Source organism: Paenibacillus typhae (genome assembly GCF_900099765.1).
Classification (GTDB): Bacteria; Bacillota; Bacilli; order Paenibacillales; family Paenibacillaceae; genus Paenibacillus_AQ; species Paenibacillus_AQ typhae.
In genome coordinates, this window is record NZ_FNDX01000009.1 from 78,098 (window position 1) to 100,502 (window position 22,405).

General features: G+C 51.4%; 17 protein-coding genes, 1 pseudogene and 1 riboswitch. Of the genes and pseudogenes, 4 read left to right on the forward strand and 14 right to left on the reverse strand.

Annotated elements, in window-relative coordinates; all coding sequences use genetic code 11:
• The first annotated feature begins 43 nt into the window (after positions 1-43).
• The gene (locus BLR64_RS10405) at positions 44-658 is read left to right on the forward strand and encodes a LysE family transporter (protein WP_415841035.1); all 615 of its coding nucleotides are present in this window, start codon (positions 44-46) and stop codon (positions 656-658) included.
• On the opposite strand, the gene BLR64_RS10410 is transcribed toward BLR64_RS10405, so the two are convergent.
• From BLR64_RS10410 to BLR64_RS10435, 6 genes are all read right to left on the reverse strand, one after another.
• Complete coding sequence (locus BLR64_RS10410; RefSeq protein WP_090714050.1) at positions 655-2,100, reverse strand: amino acid permease; 1,446 nt, start codon at positions 2,098-2,100, stop codon at positions 655-657. The genes BLR64_RS10405 and BLR64_RS10410 overlap by 4 nt on opposite strands.
• A gap of 86 nt (positions 2,101-2,186) precedes the next feature.
• The gene (locus BLR64_RS10415) at positions 2,187-2,417 is read right to left on the reverse strand and encodes a DUF2188 domain-containing protein (protein ID WP_244157665.1); all 231 of its coding nucleotides are present in this window, start codon (positions 2,415-2,417) and stop codon (positions 2,187-2,189) included.
• Between the two features lie 130 nt (positions 2,418-2,547).
• A complete protein-coding gene (locus BLR64_RS10420) occupies positions 2,548-3,033 on the reverse strand; it encodes a nitroreductase family protein (protein ID WP_090714052.1) in 486 nt (161 codons plus the stop codon).
• A 27-nt stretch (positions 3,034-3,060) separates the two neighbouring features.
• On the reverse strand, positions 3,061-4,191 hold the full coding sequence (locus tag BLR64_RS10425; RefSeq protein ID WP_090714053.1) for an NAD(P)/FAD-dependent oxidoreductase: 1,131 nt from the start codon (positions 4,189-4,191) through the stop codon (positions 3,061-3,063).
• A 44-nt stretch (positions 4,192-4,235) separates the two neighbouring features.
• Entirely contained in the window at positions 4,236-5,105 is an 870-nt protein-coding gene (locus BLR64_RS10430) for an amidohydrolase family protein (protein WP_090714054.1), read from the reverse strand.
• Between the two features lie 21 nt (positions 5,106-5,126).
• On the reverse strand, positions 5,127-8,252 hold the full coding sequence (locus tag BLR64_RS10435) for a GNAT family N-acetyltransferase (protein ID WP_090714055.1): 3,126 nt from the start codon (positions 8,250-8,252) through the stop codon (positions 5,127-5,129).
• A 272-nt stretch (positions 8,253-8,524) separates the two neighbouring features.
• Positions 8,525-8,627: riboswitch (purine riboswitch) on the forward strand.
• Between the two features lie 109 nt (positions 8,628-8,736).
• On the opposite strand from BLR64_RS10435, the gene BLR64_RS10440 reads away from it, so the two are divergent.
• Positions 8,737-9,783, forward strand: coding sequence for an aromatic ring-hydroxylating oxygenase subunit alpha (locus BLR64_RS10440; protein ID WP_090714056.1), 1,047 nt, complete (start codon positions 8,737-8,739; stop codon positions 9,781-9,783).
• A 96-nt stretch (positions 9,784-9,879) separates the two neighbouring features.
• On the opposite strand, the gene BLR64_RS10445 is transcribed toward BLR64_RS10440, so the two are convergent.
• The 8 genes from BLR64_RS10445 to BLR64_RS10475 form a co-directional block, all read right to left on the reverse strand.
• The gene (locus BLR64_RS10445; protein ID WP_090714057.1) at positions 9,880-11,166 is read right to left on the reverse strand and encodes a cellulase-like family protein; all 1,287 of its coding nucleotides are present in this window, start codon (positions 11,164-11,166) and stop codon (positions 9,880-9,882) included.
• A 159-nt stretch (positions 11,167-11,325) separates the two neighbouring features.
• On the reverse strand, positions 11,326-12,807 hold the full coding sequence (locus BLR64_RS10450) for an Lsa family ABC-F type ribosomal protection protein (protein ID WP_090714058.1): 1,482 nt from the start codon (positions 12,805-12,807) through the stop codon (positions 11,326-11,328).
• A 753-nt stretch (positions 12,808-13,560) separates the two neighbouring features.
• On the reverse strand, positions 13,561-13,737 hold the full coding sequence (locus BLR64_RS30275) for a hypothetical protein (protein WP_167360644.1): 177 nt from the start codon (positions 13,735-13,737) through the stop codon (positions 13,561-13,563).
• Positions 13,738-13,975: 238 nt separating this feature from the next.
• On the reverse strand, positions 13,976-14,695 hold the full coding sequence (locus tag BLR64_RS10455) for a response regulator (RefSeq protein ID WP_090714059.1): 720 nt from the start codon (positions 14,693-14,695) through the stop codon (positions 13,976-13,978).
• Positions 14,688-17,378 carry a sensor histidine kinase gene (locus tag BLR64_RS10460; protein ID WP_090714060.1) on the reverse strand — a complete coding sequence of 897 codons (2,691 nt, stop codon included), beginning with the start codon at positions 17,376-17,378 and terminating at the stop codon, positions 14,688-14,690. The genes BLR64_RS10455 and BLR64_RS10460 overlap by 8 nt, the downstream gene beginning before the upstream one ends.
• A 178-nt stretch (positions 17,379-17,556) precedes the next feature.
• Positions 17,557-18,378, reverse strand: coding sequence for a methyl-accepting chemotaxis protein (locus BLR64_RS30995; RefSeq protein WP_090714061.1), 822 nt, complete (start codon positions 18,376-18,378; stop codon positions 17,557-17,559).
• A 99-nt stretch (positions 18,379-18,477) separates the two neighbouring features.
• On the reverse strand, positions 18,478-19,677 hold the full coding sequence (locus BLR64_RS10470; RefSeq protein ID WP_090714062.1) for an MFS transporter: 1,200 nt from the start codon (positions 19,675-19,677) through the stop codon (positions 18,478-18,480).
• Between the two features lie 166 nt (positions 19,678-19,843).
• On the reverse strand, positions 19,844-20,368 hold the full coding sequence (locus BLR64_RS10475; RefSeq protein WP_090714063.1) for a hypothetical protein: 525 nt from the start codon (positions 20,366-20,368) through the stop codon (positions 19,844-19,846).
• Between the two features lie 180 nt (positions 20,369-20,548).
• Between BLR64_RS10475 and BLR64_RS10480 the strand changes: the two genes are divergently transcribed.
• Complete coding sequence (locus BLR64_RS10480) at positions 20,549-21,406, forward strand: helix-turn-helix transcriptional regulator (RefSeq protein ID WP_090714064.1); 858 nt, start codon at positions 20,549-20,551, stop codon at positions 21,404-21,406.
• Between the two features lie 175 nt (positions 21,407-21,581).
• Positions 21,582-22,106, forward strand: a pseudogene (locus BLR64_RS10485) (C40 family peptidase); the annotation flags it as partial.
• Positions 22,107-22,405 lie beyond the last annotated feature (299 nt).

Genomic DNA, 22,405 nt, shown 5'->3' on the forward strand with positions numbered 1-22,405 from the left:
CCCTAAAAAGGAGGAGAACAACATTCATTCGTTTGTCTCTTATATGCTTCTGGGTTTATCCCTTTCCGCACCCATCGGACCCATAAACGCGGCTCAGCTGGACAAGGGTCTGCGCGGGGGATTCCTTCATGCCTGGTCACTCGGGCTTGGTGCCGTCAGTGCAGACATCATCTATATGCTGCTCGTCTATTTCGGCATGATTCATTTACTGGATGCACCGTTTGTCAAAGCATTTTTGTGGCTCTTCGGGTTTTTTGTCCTTGTCTATACGGGCATAGACGGAATCAGGAGTTCACGGGAAGTATCAACAGCCGGTTTAAGAGGCGGCAGTGACACCTCTCTGTTCAGGTCCTTTCTGTCCGGCTTCCTGATGTCCCTGTTCAACCCCTTGTCCATTCTGTTCTGGTTCGGAATTTACGGCTCTGTGCTTGCCAAAGCAGCCAGCGAATTCCCCATGCAGCAGCTGCTCATTTACAGCGGAGGAATTGTACTTGGCATCCTGCTGTGGGATTTTTCGATGGCTGCCGCTTCAAGCGTATTCCGCAGACTGCTGACCACCCGTGTGCTGCAGGCTATTTCCGTCTTGTCAGGCCTCTCACTTATCGGCTTCGGCCTGTATTTCGGAGTACAGGCTGCCCGGCTGCTGTTCCTTCACTAAACCTTGCTTTTACGCAGCCGGATTCCCTTAATTCTGAATTCAGAGCCCAGGAGAGTCTGATGCCCGGAAATTTCAATGTCCTGCTGTTCCTGTTCCTGTTCCGCCGAGGCAGTTCCCTGTTTGCGCTTCACACGCTGGACAATAAAGTCACTTAGTGCGATTAAAGCAACAATCAGCAGGCTGATGAAGAAGCCCGGACGGCTTATTTTATGGAAAAGGGTGCCTGCAACCGCAGCTCCAATCAGAATAAGTCCGCTCCAGCGCTTCAGTCCGCCCAGCTTGCCGGATTTAAGCAGCTTGCCGGAAGATAGCAGAATCCATGACCAGTTATACAGAATCATGAGGCCTGCAGCAGTCGTGATGTATTCGTATACCCTGTCCGGCAGCCACAGCGACATCATAATGGCTCCGGTTAATCCGGCCGCAATCAGACAGAGCGCCAGAAACGGATACTTGTCCTTCCATTTCTTTGCGAACATCCGGGGGGCATCCCCCTCTTGGGCCAGGGTAATCATCATGGAGGTAATCGCATACAGGGATGCGGTCATGGTCGAGAAGCCGGCTATAATCAGCACCCCGTTAAAGATGTGAGGGACAAAAGCCAGCCGGTCGCTGCTCAGCGCCAGCATAAACGGGCTTTCTTTAGGATTAAACGCACTGAGCGGAACCATAATAACGGCGAGACCGATGGATAATACATAGACCGTAGCCAGCGACAGCAGCATGACCTTGCCGGCCTTGGGCGCTTCCTCCGGATTCTCCAGCCTGTTCGCCATAATGCCCAGCACTTCGATGCCGCCATAAGCATAGAAGGCAAAAATAAAAGCAGACCACAGGCCAATTCCTCCGGAAGGAAGCCAGCCCTTGAAGCCGTTCGGCATATCGGGCGCATACTTGGCGCCTCCAATCCATCCGGCCAGAAAAGCCGCTGCCAGTATCAGAAACATCAGGATCGCTGACACTTTGATAACGGCCAGCACATTTTCCACCCGGTCAAACCCCTTGTTCCCGAAAAAGACGATGAGCAGACTAAGAACGGCATAGCCCGCTGCAAAGGTCCACATCGGCACCACCGGGAACCAGAACCGGGAGAAAATGGACAGCGCCGTAAGCTGGCTGCCCATAATCAGCAGCTCAGAGAACCAGTATACCCAGCCGCTGCCGAATCCGGCCCAGCTTCCGAATGCTTTTTTGGCATAGGACCGGAAGGAGCCCTGTTCAGGATGCTGGGCAGTCATTTGCGCCAGCGCATCAAAGACAACATATGTACCGGCAGCTGCCAGCAAATAAACAAGCAGCACGGCCGGGCCTCCAATGGAAATGGCCAGTCCTGAACCGAGAAAATATCCTGTGCCGATCGTTCCGGCAACCCCAAGCAAACTTAACTGCCACCATTTCAGTTTCTTTTCCTGTGTTTTCTCTTTACCCGAAGCCTGATTCATGAATACCGTCCTCATTCTCTCTAGAATTTGAGCGTTTCCTCAAATTCTAGAGTTCCCGTTCAGCGGCATATTCATGAAACCAATTATTATCCTTTAGGCGGAAAAGGATCATTTCCATAGCTGACCGAGTCTGAAATTTTTCCGTCTTTATTATGGATCTTCAGCTCGGTGCGGGCTCTCTTCGCTTCTTCACGGCCGGCCTGCTCGGCCTCCTCCTTGGTGCGGTGATGGCTGAGCTTCCCGCCGCCGCTCTGATTATCCCAGCCTCCGTCAGGATTCGGTGTCGTATGAATGTTGTGTTTGCGCTGATCTGCCACTGGAAATCCTCCTTTGCTGATAAGTCTGCCAATCATTAACCGTATAAGGTCACCGGCAATCAGAGTCTTTCCGGTTCGAACGTATCACGCATTACAATACAAAAGCCGCGCTAGGGCGCGGCTGATCTTTTTAAGGACGGTAACTGATCTTGGAGGTTACAGGCGTTCTCTGCTTGAGCAGCGGAAGTTCATCCGGATAGCCGATGCCAAAAACACCGATAACATCGTAATCCTCCGGTACACCGATGATATGACGGTTATGAGGAAGTGCACCTAATGAAGCCCAATAGGCAGCTGCGCCTGCTTCATGTGCGGCCAGCAGAAAGTTCTGGGCAAAACAGGAAACCGCCATTACGTTCTCGTCACGCTCAAACGGGGTTGCTGCAGATTTGGATAATAACGCAAGGACAACCGGCGCTCCGCCAAAGTCCGTCTTATGCTTCAGCTCTGCCCTTGTCTCCGCTCCGAGGATTACAACCTCCCACGGTTCATTCATCCGGTGGTTCGGCGCATAGCTCGCAGCCTCAAGCCACGATAACAGGTCTGCTTCGCTGACAGGATCCGGCTTGAATTGTTTAACGCTTCTCCGGGTTTTGATGATATCGACGATACTCATTGCTGAATCCCCCTTCTAGTTGTTGTATTAAATCTGCTGCTCTATGGCTAAGCCAAGATCATAATCCAGCAGCTCTATGTCCGGGTTTAGTCCCAGAGCCAGCTTCGCCAGCTGGCTTCCGATAAACGGCCCCATCGTTAATCCTGAGGCTCCGAGCCCGTTGGCAGCAAGCAAGCCCTCCCAGCCCGGCACTGCACCGATCACCGGGAGAAAGCCGGGGGTAAACGGACGGAAGCCTACCCGTACCTCTTCAACTGTACTGTCTGCCAGTCCGGGAGCCAGCTCCAGCCCTTTGTTAAGAACCTCCTGTATCCCGCCGGCTGTTACACTAGTATCATAGCCTTCAATATCATTGTCATGTGTTGCCCCAATCACGATCCTGCCCCCGCCAAAGGACAGGAGGTACTGATCCGTAGGAGGGATAACTACCGGCCATGAGCCTGTATCCGCTTGATCCGCTGCCTTCAGGTGCATGATCTGACCCTTCTGATAGCTTACCTTAAATCTGATGCCGAGCGGTAGCAATAGCGGCCCTGCCCACGCACCGGCGCAGACGATTACACTATCTGCGGCGAAAATCTGCCCGTCAGCGACCGCTCCGGTAACACGGTTTCCGGTAAACTGCAGCGACGCATCCCCGTTCAGCAGCCGGGCTCCGCTGTGCCGGGCAGACCGCAGCAGCGCATCACGCAGCGCCCGGCCGTCCACCCGCGCAGCACCGCTGACCTGCAGGGAATGATAGCCTTCAGCCAGCAGCGGAACCTGTTCAAGTGTCTCCTGACTAGTCAGCATGTTTAATTCGCCAATCTCCGGCGCATCCTCCAGCCGCTTTCTTGCACGTTCTTCCTGCTGCTTGAGTTTATCCGTGTCCACATGGACACTGAGCGCACCAACCCGGGCATAGCCGGTTTCGGTCTCCCCCTCCTGCTCAAGCTCGTTGATCAAACCGGGATAAAAGCGGGCTCCCGCTTTGGCTAGCCTGTACCAGGCCTGATTACGCCGCTGCGACAGCCAGGGGCAGATGATTCCGGCAGCGGCATCAGTAGCCTGCCCCGGGTCCTTGCGGTCGATAATCAGCACCTCAGCCCCCAGCTTCGCCAGCTGGTATGCCGTTGAAGCACCTAGAATTCCTGCACCGATGACGATGACTTTTCTCATGATGACTTTCCTCTCCCTGGCAGACTTTCTATACAACTGCCGGATTATTTCAGTTTGTGGATCAGCTGCTCCAGCTTGGGAAAAACCCGCAGCGCATTTATGTAGAAGACATCTTCCCAGTGTACTTCAGGAATGAGGTGCTTCACAAATGTAATATAGGCCTCCAGCGGAATAAGCGGCCAGTCGGTACCGAACACCAGCCGGTCATACTTCTCGGCAAAGACAATGGCGCGTCGGAAATGATCGGTATACGTCTGCTCGCCCAGCAGCCTGTTTACCTTGGCAGAATCACCGACAATCCAGCCGGACAGGTCGCTGTACAGGTTCGGATTTTTCTCCAGGAGGGCTGCAGTATCCATTACCCAGGGATCTCCAAGATGGCAGAGCATAAAGGTAAGGTCACGGTGCTTCAGGAAGGTCTCCTCCATTGACAGCGGGTGGGAATACTTCAACAGCCCTTTATCCGCATAGGTAAGCCCTCCATGAATGACGACGGGCATATTGTATTGCGATGCCAGCCTGTAGACAGGAGCATAGATTTCGTCGCCTACATTGAAGTGATAGTAGCCTGCGTAAAGCTTGATGCCGACAACATGCTCTTCTTGCAGAGACTGCTCCAGTGCCTCCAGCTGTCCGTCCAGGTGCAGGGTAAGCGGGTTAATGCCCACACAGGTATACAGATTGTCCGGCAGCGTCTCAGCCAGATCAAGCCGCATCGGATTCAGGGACGCAGAATCGGGAAAAGCGCCTGGCAGTGTCTCTGTCACGCCCATTCCCACACCTGCTATGACACCGGATCGCCGGAATTCTTCGAGCAGCCCCTTTTCCGAATAATCAATATGCGCCAGCGTCTGCGCCGTTTCGTGAAAAGCTTCAATATTGGAATAATGGACATGTGCATCAATGATTTTCATAGATAAGTCCTTTCCTGGAATCTAAAGATTGAATTTGATGTTGAACAGGTCCCGGAAGGCCTCATCCGGAATATCCAGATCAGAGAGTATATAAAACTGCGGTGTGCTGAACCGGGTCTCCCCGTCTTTCAGGTACAGCTGCTCTGCCACATAAGAAGAAATGACATGGGTATTAACCATCAGCTCAGGTGTTGCTTTGTCCGGACAGGAAACCTGACTCATCCGCTGTTTCCGCTCATCTGAGCTAAACTGAATGATGCCGCTAGAGCTTTTAGTTTCATTTTGAACTCTCCCGGCCTTGTATGTGATTCTTTCACCAGCCGCATTCTTCACCGTCCCCCTGCTGCTCTTCAGCACGCTGCCGGTTTTATAAAAACCTAGGGTGTGCAATGTCATGGGTTGAAGCGGTGCACCAGTATTCTGCACGATTTGAACCACAGAAGCAAGCACCGGTACACCAGGCAGCAGCAGAAAGTAATGATTAAGCGTAAGCCCTTGTAATTTGCGATTATGAGTACCCTTGATGCTAACCCGGATACCAGACCATCCATTGCCCTTGCTGTCAGTCAACTCGGCAAAAGCAGCTTCCCTCGGCTCCTCCTGAAGGCTGAGGCGTGACAGACCCTCAACTCCGGTAAATACACCGCCGGTCCACGGATTCCACCAGGACTTGGGCTGCGGTAACGGATAGGAGGAATCGAGCCATTCCTGGCCCTGATATTGCAGGGAAAACAGAGCCGGTGCAAAGCTGCCGTCAGCCTTAATCTGCAGCACACCATTGTCTGCAGTAAGGACTTCACCCTGTTCTGTACGGCTCACCTGCCGCTTCACTTCACCCCCGGATACCGGGATCACCAGAAAGCTTTCAGTCGAATGATGAGTTTCCATATCAAGCTGCAGCTGAAGCATATCGGCCTCCCCCTGTCTGCCGGAAAGAAGCGGAAGGCTGATCTCTGCCAGCTGCTCAGCGGCACGGATCACCCGGCTATGCGGCACAATGCTGCCAGCAGCAGCAGACAAGGAGATTTCCCCTTCCAGGAAGCTCATTTTCTGCTCCCGCAGCTGCAGCTCAGACGCCGCGCTGATAAACGGATTTCCGCCGTTCAAGCTAATCTTCAGCTGAGCGGATGTATCCGGTTTCCGGGAAGGGGAATGCCCTTGCTGCAGTGCATAGGACCGGAAATCCTGCCAACTGCTCCAGGTGCCCAGCGCGATCCGCAGTGCCCCTGTCTCTAAGGTGCCGCCTGCCGCTAGGTGTTCAAACGGATGCTCCACTGCATATAGCCAGTGATCCCTTATTAAGGTGCGGTCAGCCGGCCAGGCAATGCCCCGGGTCATGTTACCGTCATCAGCATACAGCCAGTTTTCCGTCAGCTTCTGCACATCCCAGTAGTCAGGACTCGCGGCATTGACCCCATGCTTCAGATCAATATATTGCCCGCTGTAAGGAATGACGGCTCCTTCCAGACTGAAGCCAAAGCTTTCCTTGAGGTGCAGCGGTTCTCTAAAATCTGCACCCGACTGGTTATGAAGCTGGTGATACCGTTCAATAATACCATTCCTGTGAAGCCTGATCACCGTCGTTAAAAGCAGGCCTTCCCGTGTGGAATCCAGTTTATAACGAGCTTCCAGCACCATTGCTTCGCCATCCGGGTAAGTAGTCACCTGCTCTGCCGGAGACTTTTTGAATTCGTTTGTATACGGCAGGCCGAACTTCGGAAACATCAGCCCCAGCGCTTTTTGCCGGTCTTCATACAACTCCAGTGTATTACTGGATCTGTCCAGATGCGCCGAATACCGGCCGCTGCGGATAAGCCAGCCCTTGTCTGTCTTGCCGCCGAAGGCAGCCTCCGTTCCCGGAAATACCAGACTGACCTCCTGCTCAATTACAGCAGCTTCCAGACTTCCGGTATGGGCAGTAATGGCCAGCTTCTGGTTCCAGATCCCGCACTCCTTAAGCTGCGCGGATAGAGTCAGCGTCTTGCGGGCTTTTGCCGGAACCGTGATTTGGACAGCAGGCTGATCAAATGCCAGTATGGCATCCTCCTGCAGGCTGAAGCTGAACGATGCCTCCGTAGCGTATTCATTCTCGGCTGTGATATCCAGCTCAAAGAATTCTCCTTTATAAATCATAGTGCGGTCAGGCAGCGTAAGTCTGAGTTTAACCGGATATTTCGGCTCGATCCCAAGCTTGAACACTGCAGGCTGTTCATTAATGAGCAGTTCTGCTTCTACAACCGGGTGTGTCTGAAACGCATTCTGCTCTTCTTCCACCGGATGCACCCGGAACTGCCCCTCAACCCGCTCAGCTGCTTCAACAATCCTTGTCTCCTCCAGCTCGAAGCAGATTTTCGGATTGCTGATCCCCTTGATCTGCAGGGTAAGCGGCTTGCCGCTTTTGTTCACAGCCTCATAGATTACCGGATAGCTGCTTCCGAAGGGAAGCTGATGCTGCAGCGGTATGGAGGCCTGAATCAGATAATCAACCGTTTCAATCAGCCGTAACCCGCGTCCCGTGCGTTCATATTCCATTTTCAGCTTAAGCCCGTCTTTTTCCCAGGCATATGTAAAATAATCAAACCCGTTCTCCTTACGGCCATCCGGCGAAACAGATATTTCCCGCACACTGTCTCTATACCAGTCCAGCTGTTCAAAGAACGGCTTCACCGCAGCGGTCTGCAGAACAGACGGGATAAAGTTCATCAGATGCGTGGTATCATCGCGTTTTTCCCAGAAAAAACCGCTTTTCTTATAAGCCGGCACAGCCTTGGTATTACCCGGCCAGGTATACAGATCCAGACGGGGCCAGCCCCGTTTAATCGTTTCCTCCAGTGCGCGGAGGATGAGCATCTTGCCGACCTTGCGGCCATGGTAATCGGGCCGTACATTCAGCAGCGGGATATATAAGGCCCCGGTGTCTTCCTTGTAATGGGAAAAGCTGCAGTATCCGATAACCTCACCGGCGGCAACGGCAAGAAACAGCTTGAGGTGGGTTCCGTTCTGATGCTCCTCAATTACACTCTGTTCCGTCTGATACGAATTATCTCCTCCCCAGCTTTCATAACTTCTGTTCCACATTTCAGCGATAGATTTGGCGTGCCTGCTGGGTTCGTACTCTTCGATCACAATTTCAGGTGCTTGCAGCATGTAGTAATGTACCTCCTTCAAGGGCTGTATACTCCTTGCTCTCTGGCAAGGGAATGGATAATCTTGTATATTTCTTTTCCAGTATATATCAGAAAGCTCAGCTGGCGAAAGCGCGAGTCTTTTTTATAAAGAATATTTACTGTTTACTCTCCAGCTGTTAAATTGCGATAAGTTTACAGGCTGCATCAAAAACAAATGAGTTCGTGTCACTAAATTTAACATTGACAAATACAAGTCCGATGATTTAGTATTATTTATATGATAAATGTCACATTAAATAACATTGTCATTCTTGTATAAGCCCATTAATTGGAGTGGGCGTCTCGACCAGGCAACCGTAAATTGCCCCAGGCTACAAGAGGATGCATGAGCTGTTGCGGCTTGTATTTTGAACTTTTAAATACTGCCCTTCTTCCCTCTGCGCCTCTTTAACCTGGGGTTTATTGCATTTCCAAAACCTACAACCAAAAGGAGAGAACCTACCATGACAAAAACCAATGCGCTTGCCGAATCTCAGATGCAGCTTCCCCGTGACTGTACTTTTACACCGGGTGACTGGCAGGTTCTGTCCCAGTACTGGTATCCGGTTGCCATTGCTGAAGAAATCAAAGATAAACCGGTATCCGTCAAGCTGCTGGATGTTAAGCTGGTCTGCTACCGCAGTCACGGCAAGGTTGTGATCGCCCGGGATCTTTGCTTCCACCGCGGGGCCCCGCTCAGTCTCGGATGGGTCGAAAATGAAGAAATCGTCTGCCCGTATCACGGCTTCCGTTATAACTGCGAAGGTGCCTGCACCTCCGTTCCGGCACACCCAAATGCGAAAATCTCTCCGAAGCTGAAGCTCATCATGTATCCGGCCGTGGAGCGCTACGGGTTAATCTGGACCTCGCTGGCAGGAACGGAAGAGCAGCTTCCGGAATTCAGCGGCTGGGATGATCCGGACTTTATTAATATTTTGCCGCCCAGCTTCGATATTGCCGGCTCTTCCGGGCGCCAGATGGAAGGCTTTCTCGATGTTTCCCATTTTGCCTACGTTCATGCTGATTCATTTGCCGACCCCGAAAACACGGAGGTCCCGCAGTACAAAGTCAGACGGGAAGGCAACGAGCTGTTCGCCGATTACTGGAGCACGGTCAGCAACTACGGTAAAGGCCAGGAGAATCCGGCGCCGGAAGGCTTCATGTGGCTGCGGGCTTTCCGGGTATTCGCCCCTTTTGCGGCATCGCTCACGGTTCATTTTCCGGAGGACGGCAAGCTGATGATCTTAAACTGCGCTTCTCCTGTATCTGCCCGTTATACCCGGCTCTTCTGTCCGATCTCACGGAATTTTGACAAATCTGTACCGGTGGAAGACACGATCAAATTCAATCTTCAGGTGTTTTCGGAGGACCGGGAGATGGTTGAAGCCCAGACACCGGAGGATCTGCCGCTGGATTTGACCGCCGAGGCGCATATTCCTGCAGACCGGACCTCGATCGCCTATAGACAGCTGTTGACTGAACTGGGTCTTGGCCGCGATTATACTTCATAAGACGCATATCCGCTTTTCAGAAATGATAAGGGCGGCTGCATATGTTCTTCTTTTACAGAACATGCGCAGCCGCCCTTTTACTTGAATGCCGTTATATTAACTTTCCAGTATAAACCGGTTCCACTTTTGCTGCCAGGCAATATCGTCCCAGAACGGATGATGCGGCGCGCAGTTGGAGCACAGCGTCATGCCCCAGAAGCCTAGTGCCATTCCTTTGCGGATCGCGTATTCAGCGATGAATTTACCTACAGGCCCTTCCTCGAAGCCGGCCAGAAGCGGCGTGTAGCCGACATAGCCTTCCCCGATAACAATAGGTAATCCAGCCTGGTCTGCCCATTCATGAATTTCATCAAAGGACTTGTCGGCCTTCTGGAGCATCGCGATCTTATGCGCCCCGTATCTGTCATACAGGAACAAATCCCACTTGTCCGGGTCCGCCCAGTCGTGCAGGTAGATCAGCCGCATGCCCACCGGATTCCCTTCCATCCGCCATTCCTGGCCCGGAGGCAGGTTCCATTCTTCAAAAGGCGGTGCATCCTCCCTGAGCAGAGACTGAACGAATTCTCCCGGAAAAGGTACCTTATCATCATCAATTCCGGCATTACGCATCAGCTCATTCAGCACACCTTTGATATACAGGTGATAGTGGCCTACCTGCATATTGCGGGCGACGTAGGCTTTCGGATACTCTTCATTCACGGTATAGCTTGCCGTCATCAGCGTATCCGGATGCTGTTCGCGCAGATAGGCAACCGCTTCTTCAATATACGGCTGCATAATTCTGAGGTTGGCTGGCACATTCTCGAACGCCACCCCCTGGGCTGCCCCAACGGCTGTCAGCTGACCGAATTCCACTTCGTTGTGCAGCTCCGCGTAGACAATCTGCTTGCCGTAGCCGGCTTCTTTTACATAACGGATCAGCTGGCTCATCGATTTGGCAAGCGCCATGAACCGGTCCTCAGGCGCAATGGCTGCCAGCTCGTCGCGCAGCTGCGGATGGGCCAGAAAGCTCGGGCTCTGCTGATATTCCCAGGAGGACAGCATGATGTAACAGTTATGTGCCTCAGCCTGTCTGAACAGCTCCAGCAGATGGGCATGTCCGTCGAGCTCGGCACCGCCGATGCAATTGTACCATCTGGTCCGCTGGCCGACTTTGCCCAGGCTGCCGAATTTCAGCGGACCGGGCCTCGGGCCGTCAGCGGTAAACAGCAGGAACGGCATGGCGCAGATGCGGATCGTATTGTAGCCGCGCTCTACCGCTTCCGCGAACCGCGCAGCCAGATCATGATAGGGCTCCCCGGGCAGAGTCATGGTATACCAGGAGAAGTCCCACATGGTAATGGTCAGTTTAGCTGGAAGCTGATTATCCGGATTATAGATCATATACGAATCCTTCCCTACTGCGAAATTGAATCACAGGGATGCCTTCCCGGTGATTGTCCAGTAGAAGTCTACAGGATATCCGGCGGACTGACAATTGAGGATAAACGGATTGTGATGGACGATATTCTTATGCCAGCTGGTATACCTGCTTTCTATCTCTTAAAGCAAGACTGTCTTGGTGGCAATATTCCGGCAAAACTCCCGGTCGTGCTCTACAAACAGCAGCGTCGGCGCGGAATCAATCAGCAGCTCCTCAATCTGCATACGGGAAAGGATATCAATGTAGTTCAGCGGCTCATCCCAGATATACAAATGGGCCTGCTCGCTGAGGCTCCGGGCAATCAGCACCTTTTTCTTCTGCCCTCCGCTGAAGGACGCCATATCCTTTTCAAACTGCACCCTGGAAAAATCAAGCTTGCGCAGAATCGCCTTAAACAGGCTTTCATCCACCTCATGCGCCCGGGCGTATTCCGTTAAGCTGCCTTGCAGAAATGAAGTGTCCTGCGATACATAGGATATTTTCAGCTGGCTTCCGGTCCGCAGTGTTCCAGTATAGCTGATATCCTCACCGGTCAGCAGCTTGAGCAGACTGGACTTGCCGGAACCGTTTTTACCGGAGATGGCGATCCGCTCCCCCTGTCCGATAACGAAGCTGACGTCACTGCACACGGTCCTTTCCCCGTACTTGATAGAGATATGATCAAATTCGGCTAGCTGGTTTTTGTGATATGGAAGAGCAGTGATTTTCAGGCTGTCTGAGCTCTCGATATTCTTCAGCAGCTTCGATTTGTCTTCTATCGCACTATGCTGCCGCTGCTCAATGGATTTGGAGCGCTTCATCATCTTCGCAGCCTTATGTCCGACATAACCCTTGTCAAGCTTGGAGCCGGAGTTGCGAGTACCGTTTTTCGATTTTTCCACTTCATCCGACCAGCCCCCTGTACGCTTGGCAGCGTCTGACAACCGCCGGATGTCTGCTTTCAGCCTATCGTTCTCCGCGAGCTCATAGGCATCCTGCCTCTGTTTATTTTCCCACCATTCGGAAAAGCTGCCCTTTTGAATATCGATGCCGGTTTTATTGATCGACAGGATATGATCGACACAATTATCGAGAAACGCACGGTCATGGGAGACGAGAATGAAGCCCTTTTTAGTGTTAAGATATTCGCTGACCAGCTGCCTGGCCTCCATGTCGAGATGATTGGTAGGCTCGTCGATCAGCAGAAAGCGGTCTTCCTTCAAAAATAAGGCTGCTAGCATCACCTTTGTCTGTTCTCCGCTAGACAACGAATCAAACGGCCGGTAGAGCACATCATCCGCTTCAACCTTCAGCAGGGACAATTCACGTACAAACTGCCACTGCTCCGCACCTGGACAAACCTCCTCCAGGACATCCATGGTCAAATATTCCGGATGCTGAGCCGTGAACGGGAAATATTCGAAGCCAACCTTTGCCGAAATGGTCCCGCTGTATTCATATTTGCCCAGCAGGAGATTCAGAAAGGTTGTCTTGCCCCGGCCGTTCCTCCCTGTAAAGCCCAGCTTCCAGTCCGTATCCAGCTGAAAGCTTGCTTTCTCAAATATATTATCGTAGCTGCCGTCATAGGCAAATGTAAGATTCGACACATTGATTAATGACATACAAGTAACCCCCTGTACAAATAAAATGAGCTGCAAGAAGGCAGGCCTCCGCAGCTCAAATAAATACAGCAAACCCGGCCCCCTGCATAAGGGGCGGATCAGGCTATTATTCTGAGTGAAAGGATGCAGAACCTTCTTGCACATAAAGCATAAAACACGCAAAGCCAAGGCGGCCCTGCGGAAAGCTGTTTTATTGATTTATATAAGCGCAAGAAATCCTACATTATCCTGTCAGCTCCTGTCATTAGTATAGTCTTGTTTATTATACACATTAGTGTGAATTAAAAACAGGTGTACGTATGAGTAATTTACATCAAGCAATTAGATACTCTCAGGTATAACTGTCTTTCAAGTCATGGTACATAATGAGCAGTTCTCATAAGGAATGCTTTTAAACCCATTCAAATTAAAGAATACTGAATATTCTAATATTCTATTTAATCAGATCCTATTTAGGCGAAGCAATTGGTATTACAGGAGCTACAGGTATGACCGGGGCTACCGGGTTAACGGGGGATTCACACCAGCATACGGATCAATTTTCGGCTTGAGTGTTAACTACAGCCCGGTCGCAGTTGGTTTTGTAGATTTTGTATCTGTTTTTCAATAATCAGTAATAGGATAAAAGCACTTATGATGACAGATAATTAGGCTCTCCAGCCAATGATGCTAATTGAAAATAAAAGCCCGCCAGCCTTAAAGACAGTCCCCTGATCAGGTTGACGGGCTCGAGTTTTAACGGAATGCATGGCATTAAGATTTACCTGAGGAGAGGGCCTGGACCGCTTCCTCGGCTTTCCGGACAGCCTCATCGTCCTCTGCTTCAGCCAGCTTCCGCAGATCACGCAGCTTGAACAACCGTTCGGCAGAAAAAAGCAGCACCAGGATCATCGCGGCTACACCCGTTGTTTGCAATACATCATTCATCATTATTAGCTCCCCTTTTGTGTTAGTATCGTGAAGTAATCTTCATGCTTCCAGCGTACTACTCCCGCCGTTAGTTCTGGATTAAAGTAACCGCCGGAAAATATAGATTCCATTAAAAATGAAACGGAATTCTCCCATTAGTCTGCCCCGCCTGTCCCGGACAATAACAAAAAAAACCATACTCATAGGAGTATGGCCTTGTTGCCCATCATCAGTTGGAATGATTAAGTTGGTTATATTCTCAGCCCGATTTGATGTCCTCACCGCTCTGCAGCATCCTGTACCCTACTCCGATATGAGTCTGGATAATTTTGGACTGTGCCGACTGCGGCTTTTCGATCTTTTTGCGCAGGGTTGCCATAAACACACGCAGCGCCGGTACATCGTAGGTCAGACTGCCCCAGATTTCTCGCAAAATATAATTATGTGTCAGGACCTTCCCTGCATTCTTGGCGAGCAGGCAGAGCAGCTTGTATTCAATCGGGGTCAGATGAATTTCTTCCTGGCCCATCCATACGCAGCCGGCGGCGTAATCAATCTTCAGGCTGCCGTTGGTAAAAACGGACGCATCCTTCTGCAGCTTCTCGCTGTCATAGCGGATCCGGCGCAGGCTGACCCGCAGTCTGGCCAGCAGCTCCTCGACACTAAACGGCTTGGTCAGATAATCATCGGCCCCGGCATCCAGCGCATCGATCTTGTCTCTGTCCTCGCTGCGGGCGCTCACCACGATGATCGGCAGGTTGGACCATGACCGCACTTTGCGGATAATGTCCACACCGTCCATATCCGGTAGTCCAAGATCCAGAATCATCAGATCAGGCTGATTCGAAACAGCCTCAAGGATAGAGGCCTCCCCGGTTTCCGCCGTATGGTATTTGTAGCCCTGTGTTTCCAGTGTTGTGGTAATCAGCTTGCGGATTGGCTTGTCATCCTCAACGACAAGAATCAAAGGTTTATTCATGAACGTTCACCTCCTCAGCCTGCAGGGTAAAGCTGAAAACAGCCCCCTGCGGAATATTGTCCGTAACCTCAATCGTCCCTCCATGGGCATGCACAATGGATTTACATAAGGATAATCCGAGACCCAAGCCCCGGCGTCCGTCACCGCGCAGATTATCGGCTGTATAGAACATATCGAACAGCTTGGTCTTGGCCTCCTCCGGTATGCCTGGGCCGTTGTCGGATACAGTGACCCGTACCAAATCCCGCTCCCGTTTCGCCGATACTGTAATGGTGGAGCCCGCTTGTGTATACTTGATCGCATTGTCCACCAGGTTGATCAGCACCTGCATAATCAGCCGCGAATCCATCCGGGCCATAAGAAGCTCATCCTCCAGCTTTGTCCGGATAATATGCTCTGCGCTGCTGCGGTTTACATGCAGCAGTGCTTCAGCGATAACTTCTTCCAGCAGCTCGGCCTGAAAATACAGATTCAGGCTGCCGTTATCGATCCTTGTAATGGACAGCAGATTCTCTACAAGATTGATCAGCCACATCGAATCATCGTAGATATCGGTATAGAGTCCGATCTTCTGAGCTTCACTGAGAACACCCGGGTTGGCCAGCAGGATACCGGCATTTCCGGAGATGCTGGTGAGCGGTGTCCGCAGATCATGAGAAATCCCGCGAAGCAGATTCGCACGCAGCTGCTCCTGCCTGATCTGGATTGAGATTTCCTTTTGCCTGCTGCTGAGCAGCTCCTTCTCCAGTGCAAGGGCACATTCGCCGAGCATGGCAATCATCAGGCTTTTCTCAAAGATGCCGAGCGGCTCTTCCCGGTCCATCACGATACCGGCGACCGCGAACACCGTATCCCCTGCACGGACTGCGTGATACAGGCAGCTGGCTGCAGAGAAGGTATCCGTAGTTGTTCCGGCCCGCTTGTTATTTTTGTACACCCAGTCGGCGACAGCCCATTCATTCACTCCGGTATACTCTGATGCTGCTACTGCGGCCTCAGGCTTGGAGTAGATCAGCGGATCTTTAAGCCCCTCCGGACCGGCCGGATAAAAAATCACAGTCCGGTCCACCAGCTTGACCATTTGAACAGCCGTTTCCTTTATAATCGCCTCCGAGCCTTCTGCCTGCTGTAATTTGCGGCTGGTTTCCAGCAGAACTTCTGTCCGGTAGGCCTTTTGAGCAGACTGGCGGGCCTGCTCTTTAATCCGCATCGTCAGCGTACTGCTGATGAAGGAAGCTGTCAGCATAACCAGAAACGTTACCGGATAACCCGTGTCCGCTGTAATCAGCGAGTAGTAAGGTTCTGTAAACAGATAATTGAAGACGAGCACGCTCAGGATGGAATTCGCCGCGCTGTACAGCCTTCCGCTTGTTGCTATGGCATTCAGCAGAACTCCCAGAATATACACAGTGATAATATTGGCTTCACGAAAACCGAGATGCCGGAACCAAAGGCCGATCAGAGTACATGCTATCAATATGATAAGGGACTTCAGCGCATCTTCCGTAGAGAAGCCCTTGGGCTTCAAATGGGAAGGAAACTTGTTATAACGTGCCGGCTGGGTATCCGGAATAATATGAACATCAATATTCGGTGCCAGCTCTGTCAGTTTATCCACGATATTGGTTTTGGCTATCCATCTTTTTTTGCTGCTTCGCGGGCGGCCAATGACGATCTTGGTTACCCGGCTGGAGACGGCGTATTCGGCAATTTGTCCGGGTATATCGTCGCCGTAGACAGTCGCCGGCTGGGCACCCAGCTGTTCGGCCAGCCGCAGGTTTTCCCGGAGCTCAGCCTTGCTCTTGTGAGTCAGCTCTTTGCTTCTAGGCGTCTCCACGTATAATGCTGTAAAAGCCCCCCGGAACGCCTCGGCCATTCTCGCGGCTGTACGGATCACTTTTTTGCTGGAAGCAGCAGAGGAGATACAGACCAGAATATGGTCTGCCGTATGATAGGCCTCCTCAGCAGCCCTGTCACCGGATCGCCGCGTAATCCGCCCCAGCTGATCCGCGGTATAACGCAGGGCGATTTCCCGCAGGGCAATCAGCTTGCTTTTGACAAAGACCTGCGAAAGGCTTTCGTGCTGCTCCTGCCCGTCTGTGACTAGCTTCCCTTTGTTCAGACGGTCCAGCAGATCATCCGGGGGAATATCAACCAGCTCAATCTGATCGGCCCCTTCAAACACACTGTCGGGAATCCGCTCGTGTACGCTCAGGCCGGTGATGGCTGCGACAATGTCATGCAGACTTTCCAGGTGCTGTACATTAACTGTTGTATATACATTGATTCCTGCACGCAGCAGCTCCTCAATATCCTGATACCGCTTCTTGTGCCGGCAGTCAGCACCGTTATGGTGGGCCAGCTCATCCACCAGGATCAGGTCAGGCCGCCTGTGCAGGGCTTTATCCAGATCAAATTCCCGGGAAGGAAACGCAAGCCTTGGCAGCACCTCCAGCCCCTCGATCATCGCTTCCGTCTCCGGACGCTGGTGCGTTTCAATGTATCCCGCAACTACGTCCTTCCCGTCTCTTTGTTCATCATGCGCAGCATTCAGCATGGCACATGTCTTGCCGACCCCTTCCGCGTATCCGAAAAAGATTTTGAGCGTGCCGCGTTTTTTCCCCTGAGAGCTGTCTAAACCCTGCTCTTGGAATGGAACAGCGCTGTTCCGGTGATGTGCCATATCGATTCCCTTTCCGGCATGTAGTTGCTGTTAGCTAGTATAGCATGTGCAAAATCAGCGTAGTATTACAACTTCGCCCCCTGCATTAAGATTACATTAAGATGGGGGCCGCACACAAAAAAGGGATACCTCCTGCCAGCCTTTATCCGGCCCCTTGGTATCCCTTAATCTTATTCTGTTATTGAATAATAGAGGAAATAAATCTGGTCATTTCACCGCTGGTTTCGTTCAATCGTTCTATAACATCGCTAAACTGCGTAACGAGTTCAGCCTGCGCAGCGGAGGAAGCGGCGATAGCTTCAATCTCCTGCTCCATTTGACGGATCGAGCGCTGCACCAGGGCCAGTGAATCCTCAATCGTTTTGGTCGCTTCTCTGGTGTTGACGGACAGCTTGCGTACTTCGGTAGCCACTACGCCAAAGCCTGCCCCCTGCTCGCCGACCCGGGCGGCTTCAATGGCAGCATTCAATCCCAGCAGATTGGTCTGCTCGGAGATTTCCCGGATGAAGCCGGCGACCTTATTCACCTGCTTGGATTCCTCTACGGTCTGCCGTGAATTATCCAGAATCTGCGCTGTCGTTGCCGACAGCTCCTCAGACTGGGCTGCCACATTCTGGACCATGTCGACCAGCTGGCCGCTGATTCTGTTAATGCTCTCTGTCAGCTGCTCCATCTTATCTTCATTTTCCAGTGTGTACGCAATCGCAAATGCTCCGATGATCTCGCCTTCCGGCCCATATACCGGTACAGCCGAGGAGATGACAGTCGCTCCGTAAAGCTCTGCAGGCAGGCGGTTCGTCGTGGCACGTCCGGCCAGCGCGTTCCCGAGTGACGGGTCATCCGGCGGAACGGGACTTCCTTTGGTCAGGCCGAAATCCAGTGCCTTGCTTGGTGCGTAGTAATGAAAAATCTCTCTGTCTGTAACACCAATCATAATATCCTGTGCATGAATCTGTTTGAACAGTGGTGCTGCCAATACTAATGCGGTAAGGTTATCCATGGCTCTCTCCTAAATGTGTATGATCTGTGTCTATTTATGTATCGTCACTTTTGCCGGATTCATAAATAGATTTGATCTGGAAATCACCATCTTTCACAATCAGGCAGCTGCAGCCTGCGCTTTACGCGATACAGATTTCTGCTTAAGCCTGTAGCTGATTGCCGTAACCGCGAACGCAGCCACCGCAATACCTGCTGCAGTCCACGACAAAGCGCCCAGTCCGCCCGTTCCCACAACCAGGCCGCCAAGGGCCGATCCGCCGGCGATACCGGTGTTGGCAGCGACCGGATTCAGCGAAGCGGCGAAATCCCTGGAGCCCGGCGAATGCTCAACCGCCAGTTCGATCAGATATAGCTGGGCTGTTACGTTCAGTATATTGGATACACAGGCGCTCAAAATCAGAAAGATAAGCCCCAGAACAGGGACAGGCGCTGCGAAGAAAAAGAGAACATAGATTGCTGCCTGGACCAGAAATACCACTCTTAGTCTGCCCAGCGCATTGCCGGATGCGACAATCCCGCCCAGCCAGGTGCTGAAGATGGTGGCCAGGCCATAGGCGAGCAGCACCCAGCTGACCGAAGCGGCAGGGATATTCATTACCGAATCCATTAGCGGTCTAATATAAGTGTAGATGCTGAATACAGCCCCCGTCCCGAATACCGGTATCAGAAAAGCCAATATCATACGACGGTCTGCGAGCAGGCTGAGCTGATCCTTCAAGGAAGCTTTGGTGTTAGTCAGGTTAGATGGAATAACAATCAGGTTAAGCACAAAGGCTGCGGCTCCCATCACAGCTGTCAGGACAAAGGCTGCCTGCCACTCGAAATGCTGCCCTACAAAAGTGCCGATCGGCACGCCCAGCACATTCGCGATCCCAAACCCGCCCAGAATGTAAGAGACAGATTTCCCCTGCCTGGCCGGAGCAACAACCTCACTGACCGCTGAGAGCGACAGCGAAATAGCCAGCCCGCACAAGACTGCTGTTGCAATCCTCGTAAATAACATCAATCCGTATGTGCCTGACACGGCACTGAACAGGTTAAACGCCACAATCAGGGCAATTGTACCCAGAATAGTCTGCTTTTTGGGCAGTCTGCTGACCAATGTCATTAATACCGGTGTCCCAAGCGCATAAGCTATCGCAAAACCGGAGACAAGACTTCCCGCTAATGCAAGGGTAATCTGCAGGGAAGCAGCGATTTCCGACAGCAGTCCGACAATAATATACTCCGTAGTTCCCAGCAGAAAGGCCATAAAGGTAAAAGAAAATACAAGGCCGCGTTCATTAACTTTTTTCATAGTTCCCCCCGGCTGCTGTTCAGATTCAAATCATCCAATCCTCACGCAAAAATGTTATATATATTGCTGGGCGCTTCCAACTAAGGCTCGGCCTCATTTGGTTCCGCTTTCAGCGGCTACAAATCAGCCCGCAGTTACATTCATTGTTTCTCCCGGAAATGTCCGGTCACCACCCTGCAAGGCCCATCATCTTCTGCCCCAATAAAGTCAGATTTACCGGGGCAATCTGGTCATTGCAGAATTCCTTCTGCCTTTGGCCAAGCAGTTCAGCATTGTTAGGCTGCGCCGGGGAATAATCGAGAGTAAGCCAGTCGCACCCGGAAAAGCCGGTGATGCTCATGCGCTGCGGATCTGTCATAATCAGGTCAGCCATTTGGGCTTCCAGTGTAAAATATTGCCCGCCTTCCTCCACAGCCGTTAAGCTGCTTCCGTTCCTGTTAACCGCCAGAAATCCTTTTATTACAGCACATTCCGGCTCATTAATCACTGCCCAGACTGCAGGAGTGTCAAGAATTTCAGCGGCGGCGGCGTAAACGGCAGACATAGAGCGGATATCCCATACAGACTGATGGTGGCTGAGGAGCTCTGCCGGAACCCGGGTCACGGACTGGCGCCAGTCTACATACCTCAGCACATAGAATAACGGAACCGCCTTAGGTATCCTGACATACCCCTGCTTCTCCCAAACCATTCGAAGACTACCTGGACCAGATGTCTGCATATCGTCACATCCATTCACTTGAGCTCTGCCCTTCTACTGAGCTTCATTGTACAAATGAACCGGAAATGGAACAATAAAGGTTATTGTTGTTTTTCTCAAAAAGATGATATATCTTGTCATTAGAATAAATGAACGAAAGCAGGATAAGGAATGGATGATAATGATGATTTGCTGATGGATATGAACAACGGGGCATTTAACGGCGAATTGATTTATGCCGGCAAAATGAGTGCCAACCCGGAATGGAAGTTTGCGCTTCACAAGCATGAGGATATGCATGAGGTCATTTATATTGAAGACGGAGTGGGCTCGTATGTTATCGACGGTAAAGCCTATACGGCCCAAAAAGGCGACGTGCTTGTCTATAACCGGGGTACACTGCATCAGGAACAGTCCGATCCAGATCGGCCGCTTTCTACCTGCTTTTTTAATTTCCGTTTTCTTTCACCTGTTGATCAGCAGCGCGATTGGGTGGTTCCTCCCGGATGGGAGCCGGTTATCCGTTCCAACCATTACACAAGTGAGCTGGCCATGCTGATACAGGCGCTGGTCAATGAATTTTCACTGCGGGGCAGAGGCTATGAACGGATCTCACAGCATTTATTAGAAGCGATTCTGCTGCTGCTTGAACGGATGATTCTTTTGCAGAACAGGACTTCCAAGGAAGAAAAAGCTTCGCTCGCCAATCAGATTAAAGCTTATCTGGATACGAATTACCGGCGCAAGCTGACGCTTGCCGATCTGGCACAGCTTTATCACATTGACTCCTATTACCTGGTTCATTTGTACAAAAATAATTTCGGCATTTCACCGATCAACTATTTAATCCAGCGGCGGATGGGTGAAGCGATGCGCCTGATGGCCATCACGGAAAAAAAGATCTGGGAAATTGCCAAAATGGTGGGTTACGACAACGCCAACTATTTCTCTATCCTGTTTACGAGAGTAATCGGCATATCTCCCCGTAAGTTCCGTGAAGGCAATCAGCGTGATTTGCATAAAGATTGAATTGCTATAACATTTGTCAAGAACAATTTGTTTAAAATTTTGTCATCATTTCTTCATAAAAGCCTCTAAACCCTTGCGGGCGCAGACAAATCGCATAGGGAGGTAAATGCTGTTATTTTTAGATGTGTTAGAGTGGGTTCAGAAGCTTACCAGACAACAACTGAGGAGGTAACTTATGAATACAGCTAATACAACTAACCGTACAAAACGTTTTCGCAGCATGGTCATTGGGGTAAGCCTGGGTACCGCCCTGCTGACTGCCGTAACAGGCTTCATTGATACCAATAATAAAGCCTATGCCGCAACTGCTGACAGCACTGTAAGTGCTACTGTAAATTCCAGTCTTGCTGACAAGATCATTGCCACTGGCATGAAATATAAAGGAGTCCGTTATGAATACGGGGCTGAGGCCGGGAATACCAGCAGCTTTGACTGCTCCTCTTTCACCCAGTACATCTTCGGGCAGCATGGAATAACGCTTTCCCGTTCGTCCAAGCAGCAGTCAACGGACGGTACATCCATTTCTAGAGACCAGCTGCAGCCGGGTGATCTTGTGTTCTTCTATTCCCCTATTCACCACGTCGCAGTTTATATCGGCGACGGTAAAATCCTGCATACCTACGGGGAAGGCGGCGTAACGGTTACTGATCTGAACAGCGGCTGGTGGGATGAGCATTACACTTCTGCCCGTCGTGTGCTGCCGGCAAATGGACAAGACACCAGCAAAGCGGGGTCTGATTCAACGGCCGGTACTGCAAAACCACAGCCTACAAAAGACACTGCACCACAGACGTCAGCAGACACTTCTTCTGACAAATCATCCGATACTACTTCACCAGCTTCATCCGGCAGTGCTTCTCAGGACCAGTCTTCAGGCTTTGACTGGAGCTGGTTCAGCAACTTCCGTTAAGCCAACCGGCATGACAGTTCAGTTAAAGTGATACAAGCCGATTCTGTAATGAACAGGATCGGCTTGTTTTTGGTTTGCTTTTTGATCAA

Excerpts from the sequence above, each read along its gene's own strand:
- BLR64_RS10445 (WP_090714057.1), bottom strand. The coding sequence starts at position 11,166 with ATGATCTATAATCCGGATAATCAGCTTCCAGCTAAACTGACCATTACC.
- BLR64_RS10420 (WP_090714052.1), bottom strand. The coding sequence starts at position 3,033 with ATGAGTATCGTCGATATCATCAAAACCCGGAGAAGCGTTAAACAATTC.
- BLR64_RS10470 (WP_090714062.1), bottom strand. The coding sequence starts at position 19,677 with ATGAAAAAAGTTAATGAACGCGGCCTTGTATTTTCTTTTACCTTTATG.
- BLR64_RS10440 (WP_090714056.1), top strand. The coding sequence starts at position 8,737 with ATGACAAAAACCAATGCGCTTGCCGAATCTCAGATGCAGCTTCCCCGT.
- BLR64_RS10435 (WP_090714055.1), bottom strand. The coding sequence starts at position 8,252 with ATGCTGCAAGCACCTGAAATTGTGATCGAAGAGTACGAACCCAGCAGG.
- BLR64_RS10405 (WP_415841035.1), top strand. The coding sequence starts at position 44 with ATGCTTCTGGGTTTATCCCTTTCCGCACCCATCGGACCCATAAACGCG.
- BLR64_RS10410 (WP_090714050.1), bottom strand. The coding sequence starts at position 2,100 with ATGAATCAGGCTTCGGGTAAAGAGAAAACACAGGAAAAGAAACTGAAA.
- BLR64_RS10480 (WP_090714064.1), top strand. The coding sequence starts at position 20,549 with ATGGATGATAATGATGATTTGCTGATGGATATGAACAACGGGGCATTT.
- BLR64_RS10460 (WP_090714060.1), bottom strand. The coding sequence starts at position 17,378 with ATGGCACATCACCGGAACAGCGCTGTTCCATTCCAAGAGCAGGGTTTA.
- BLR64_RS10475 (WP_090714063.1), bottom strand. The coding sequence starts at position 20,368 with ATGGTTTGGGAGAAGCAGGGGTATGTCAGGATACCTAAGGCGGTTCCG.
- BLR64_RS10430 (WP_090714054.1), bottom strand. The coding sequence starts at position 5,105 with ATGAAAATCATTGATGCACATGTCCATTATTCCAATATTGAAGCTTTT.
- BLR64_RS30275 (WP_167360644.1), bottom strand. The coding sequence starts at position 13,737 with ATGATGAATGATGTATTGCAAACAACGGGTGTAGCCGCGATGATCCTG.
- BLR64_RS10425 (WP_090714053.1), bottom strand. The coding sequence starts at position 4,191 with ATGAGAAAAGTCATCGTCATCGGTGCAGGAATTCTAGGTGCTTCAACG.
- BLR64_RS10450 (WP_090714058.1), bottom strand. The coding sequence starts at position 12,807 with ATGTCATTAATCAATGTGTCGAATCTTACATTTGCCTATGACGGCAGC.
- BLR64_RS30995 (WP_090714061.1), bottom strand. The coding sequence starts at position 18,378 with ATGGATAACCTTACCGCATTAGTATTGGCAGCACCACTGTTCAAACAG.
- BLR64_RS10455 (WP_090714059.1), bottom strand. The coding sequence starts at position 14,695 with ATGAATAAACCTTTGATTCTTGTCGTTGAGGATGACAAGCCAATCCGC.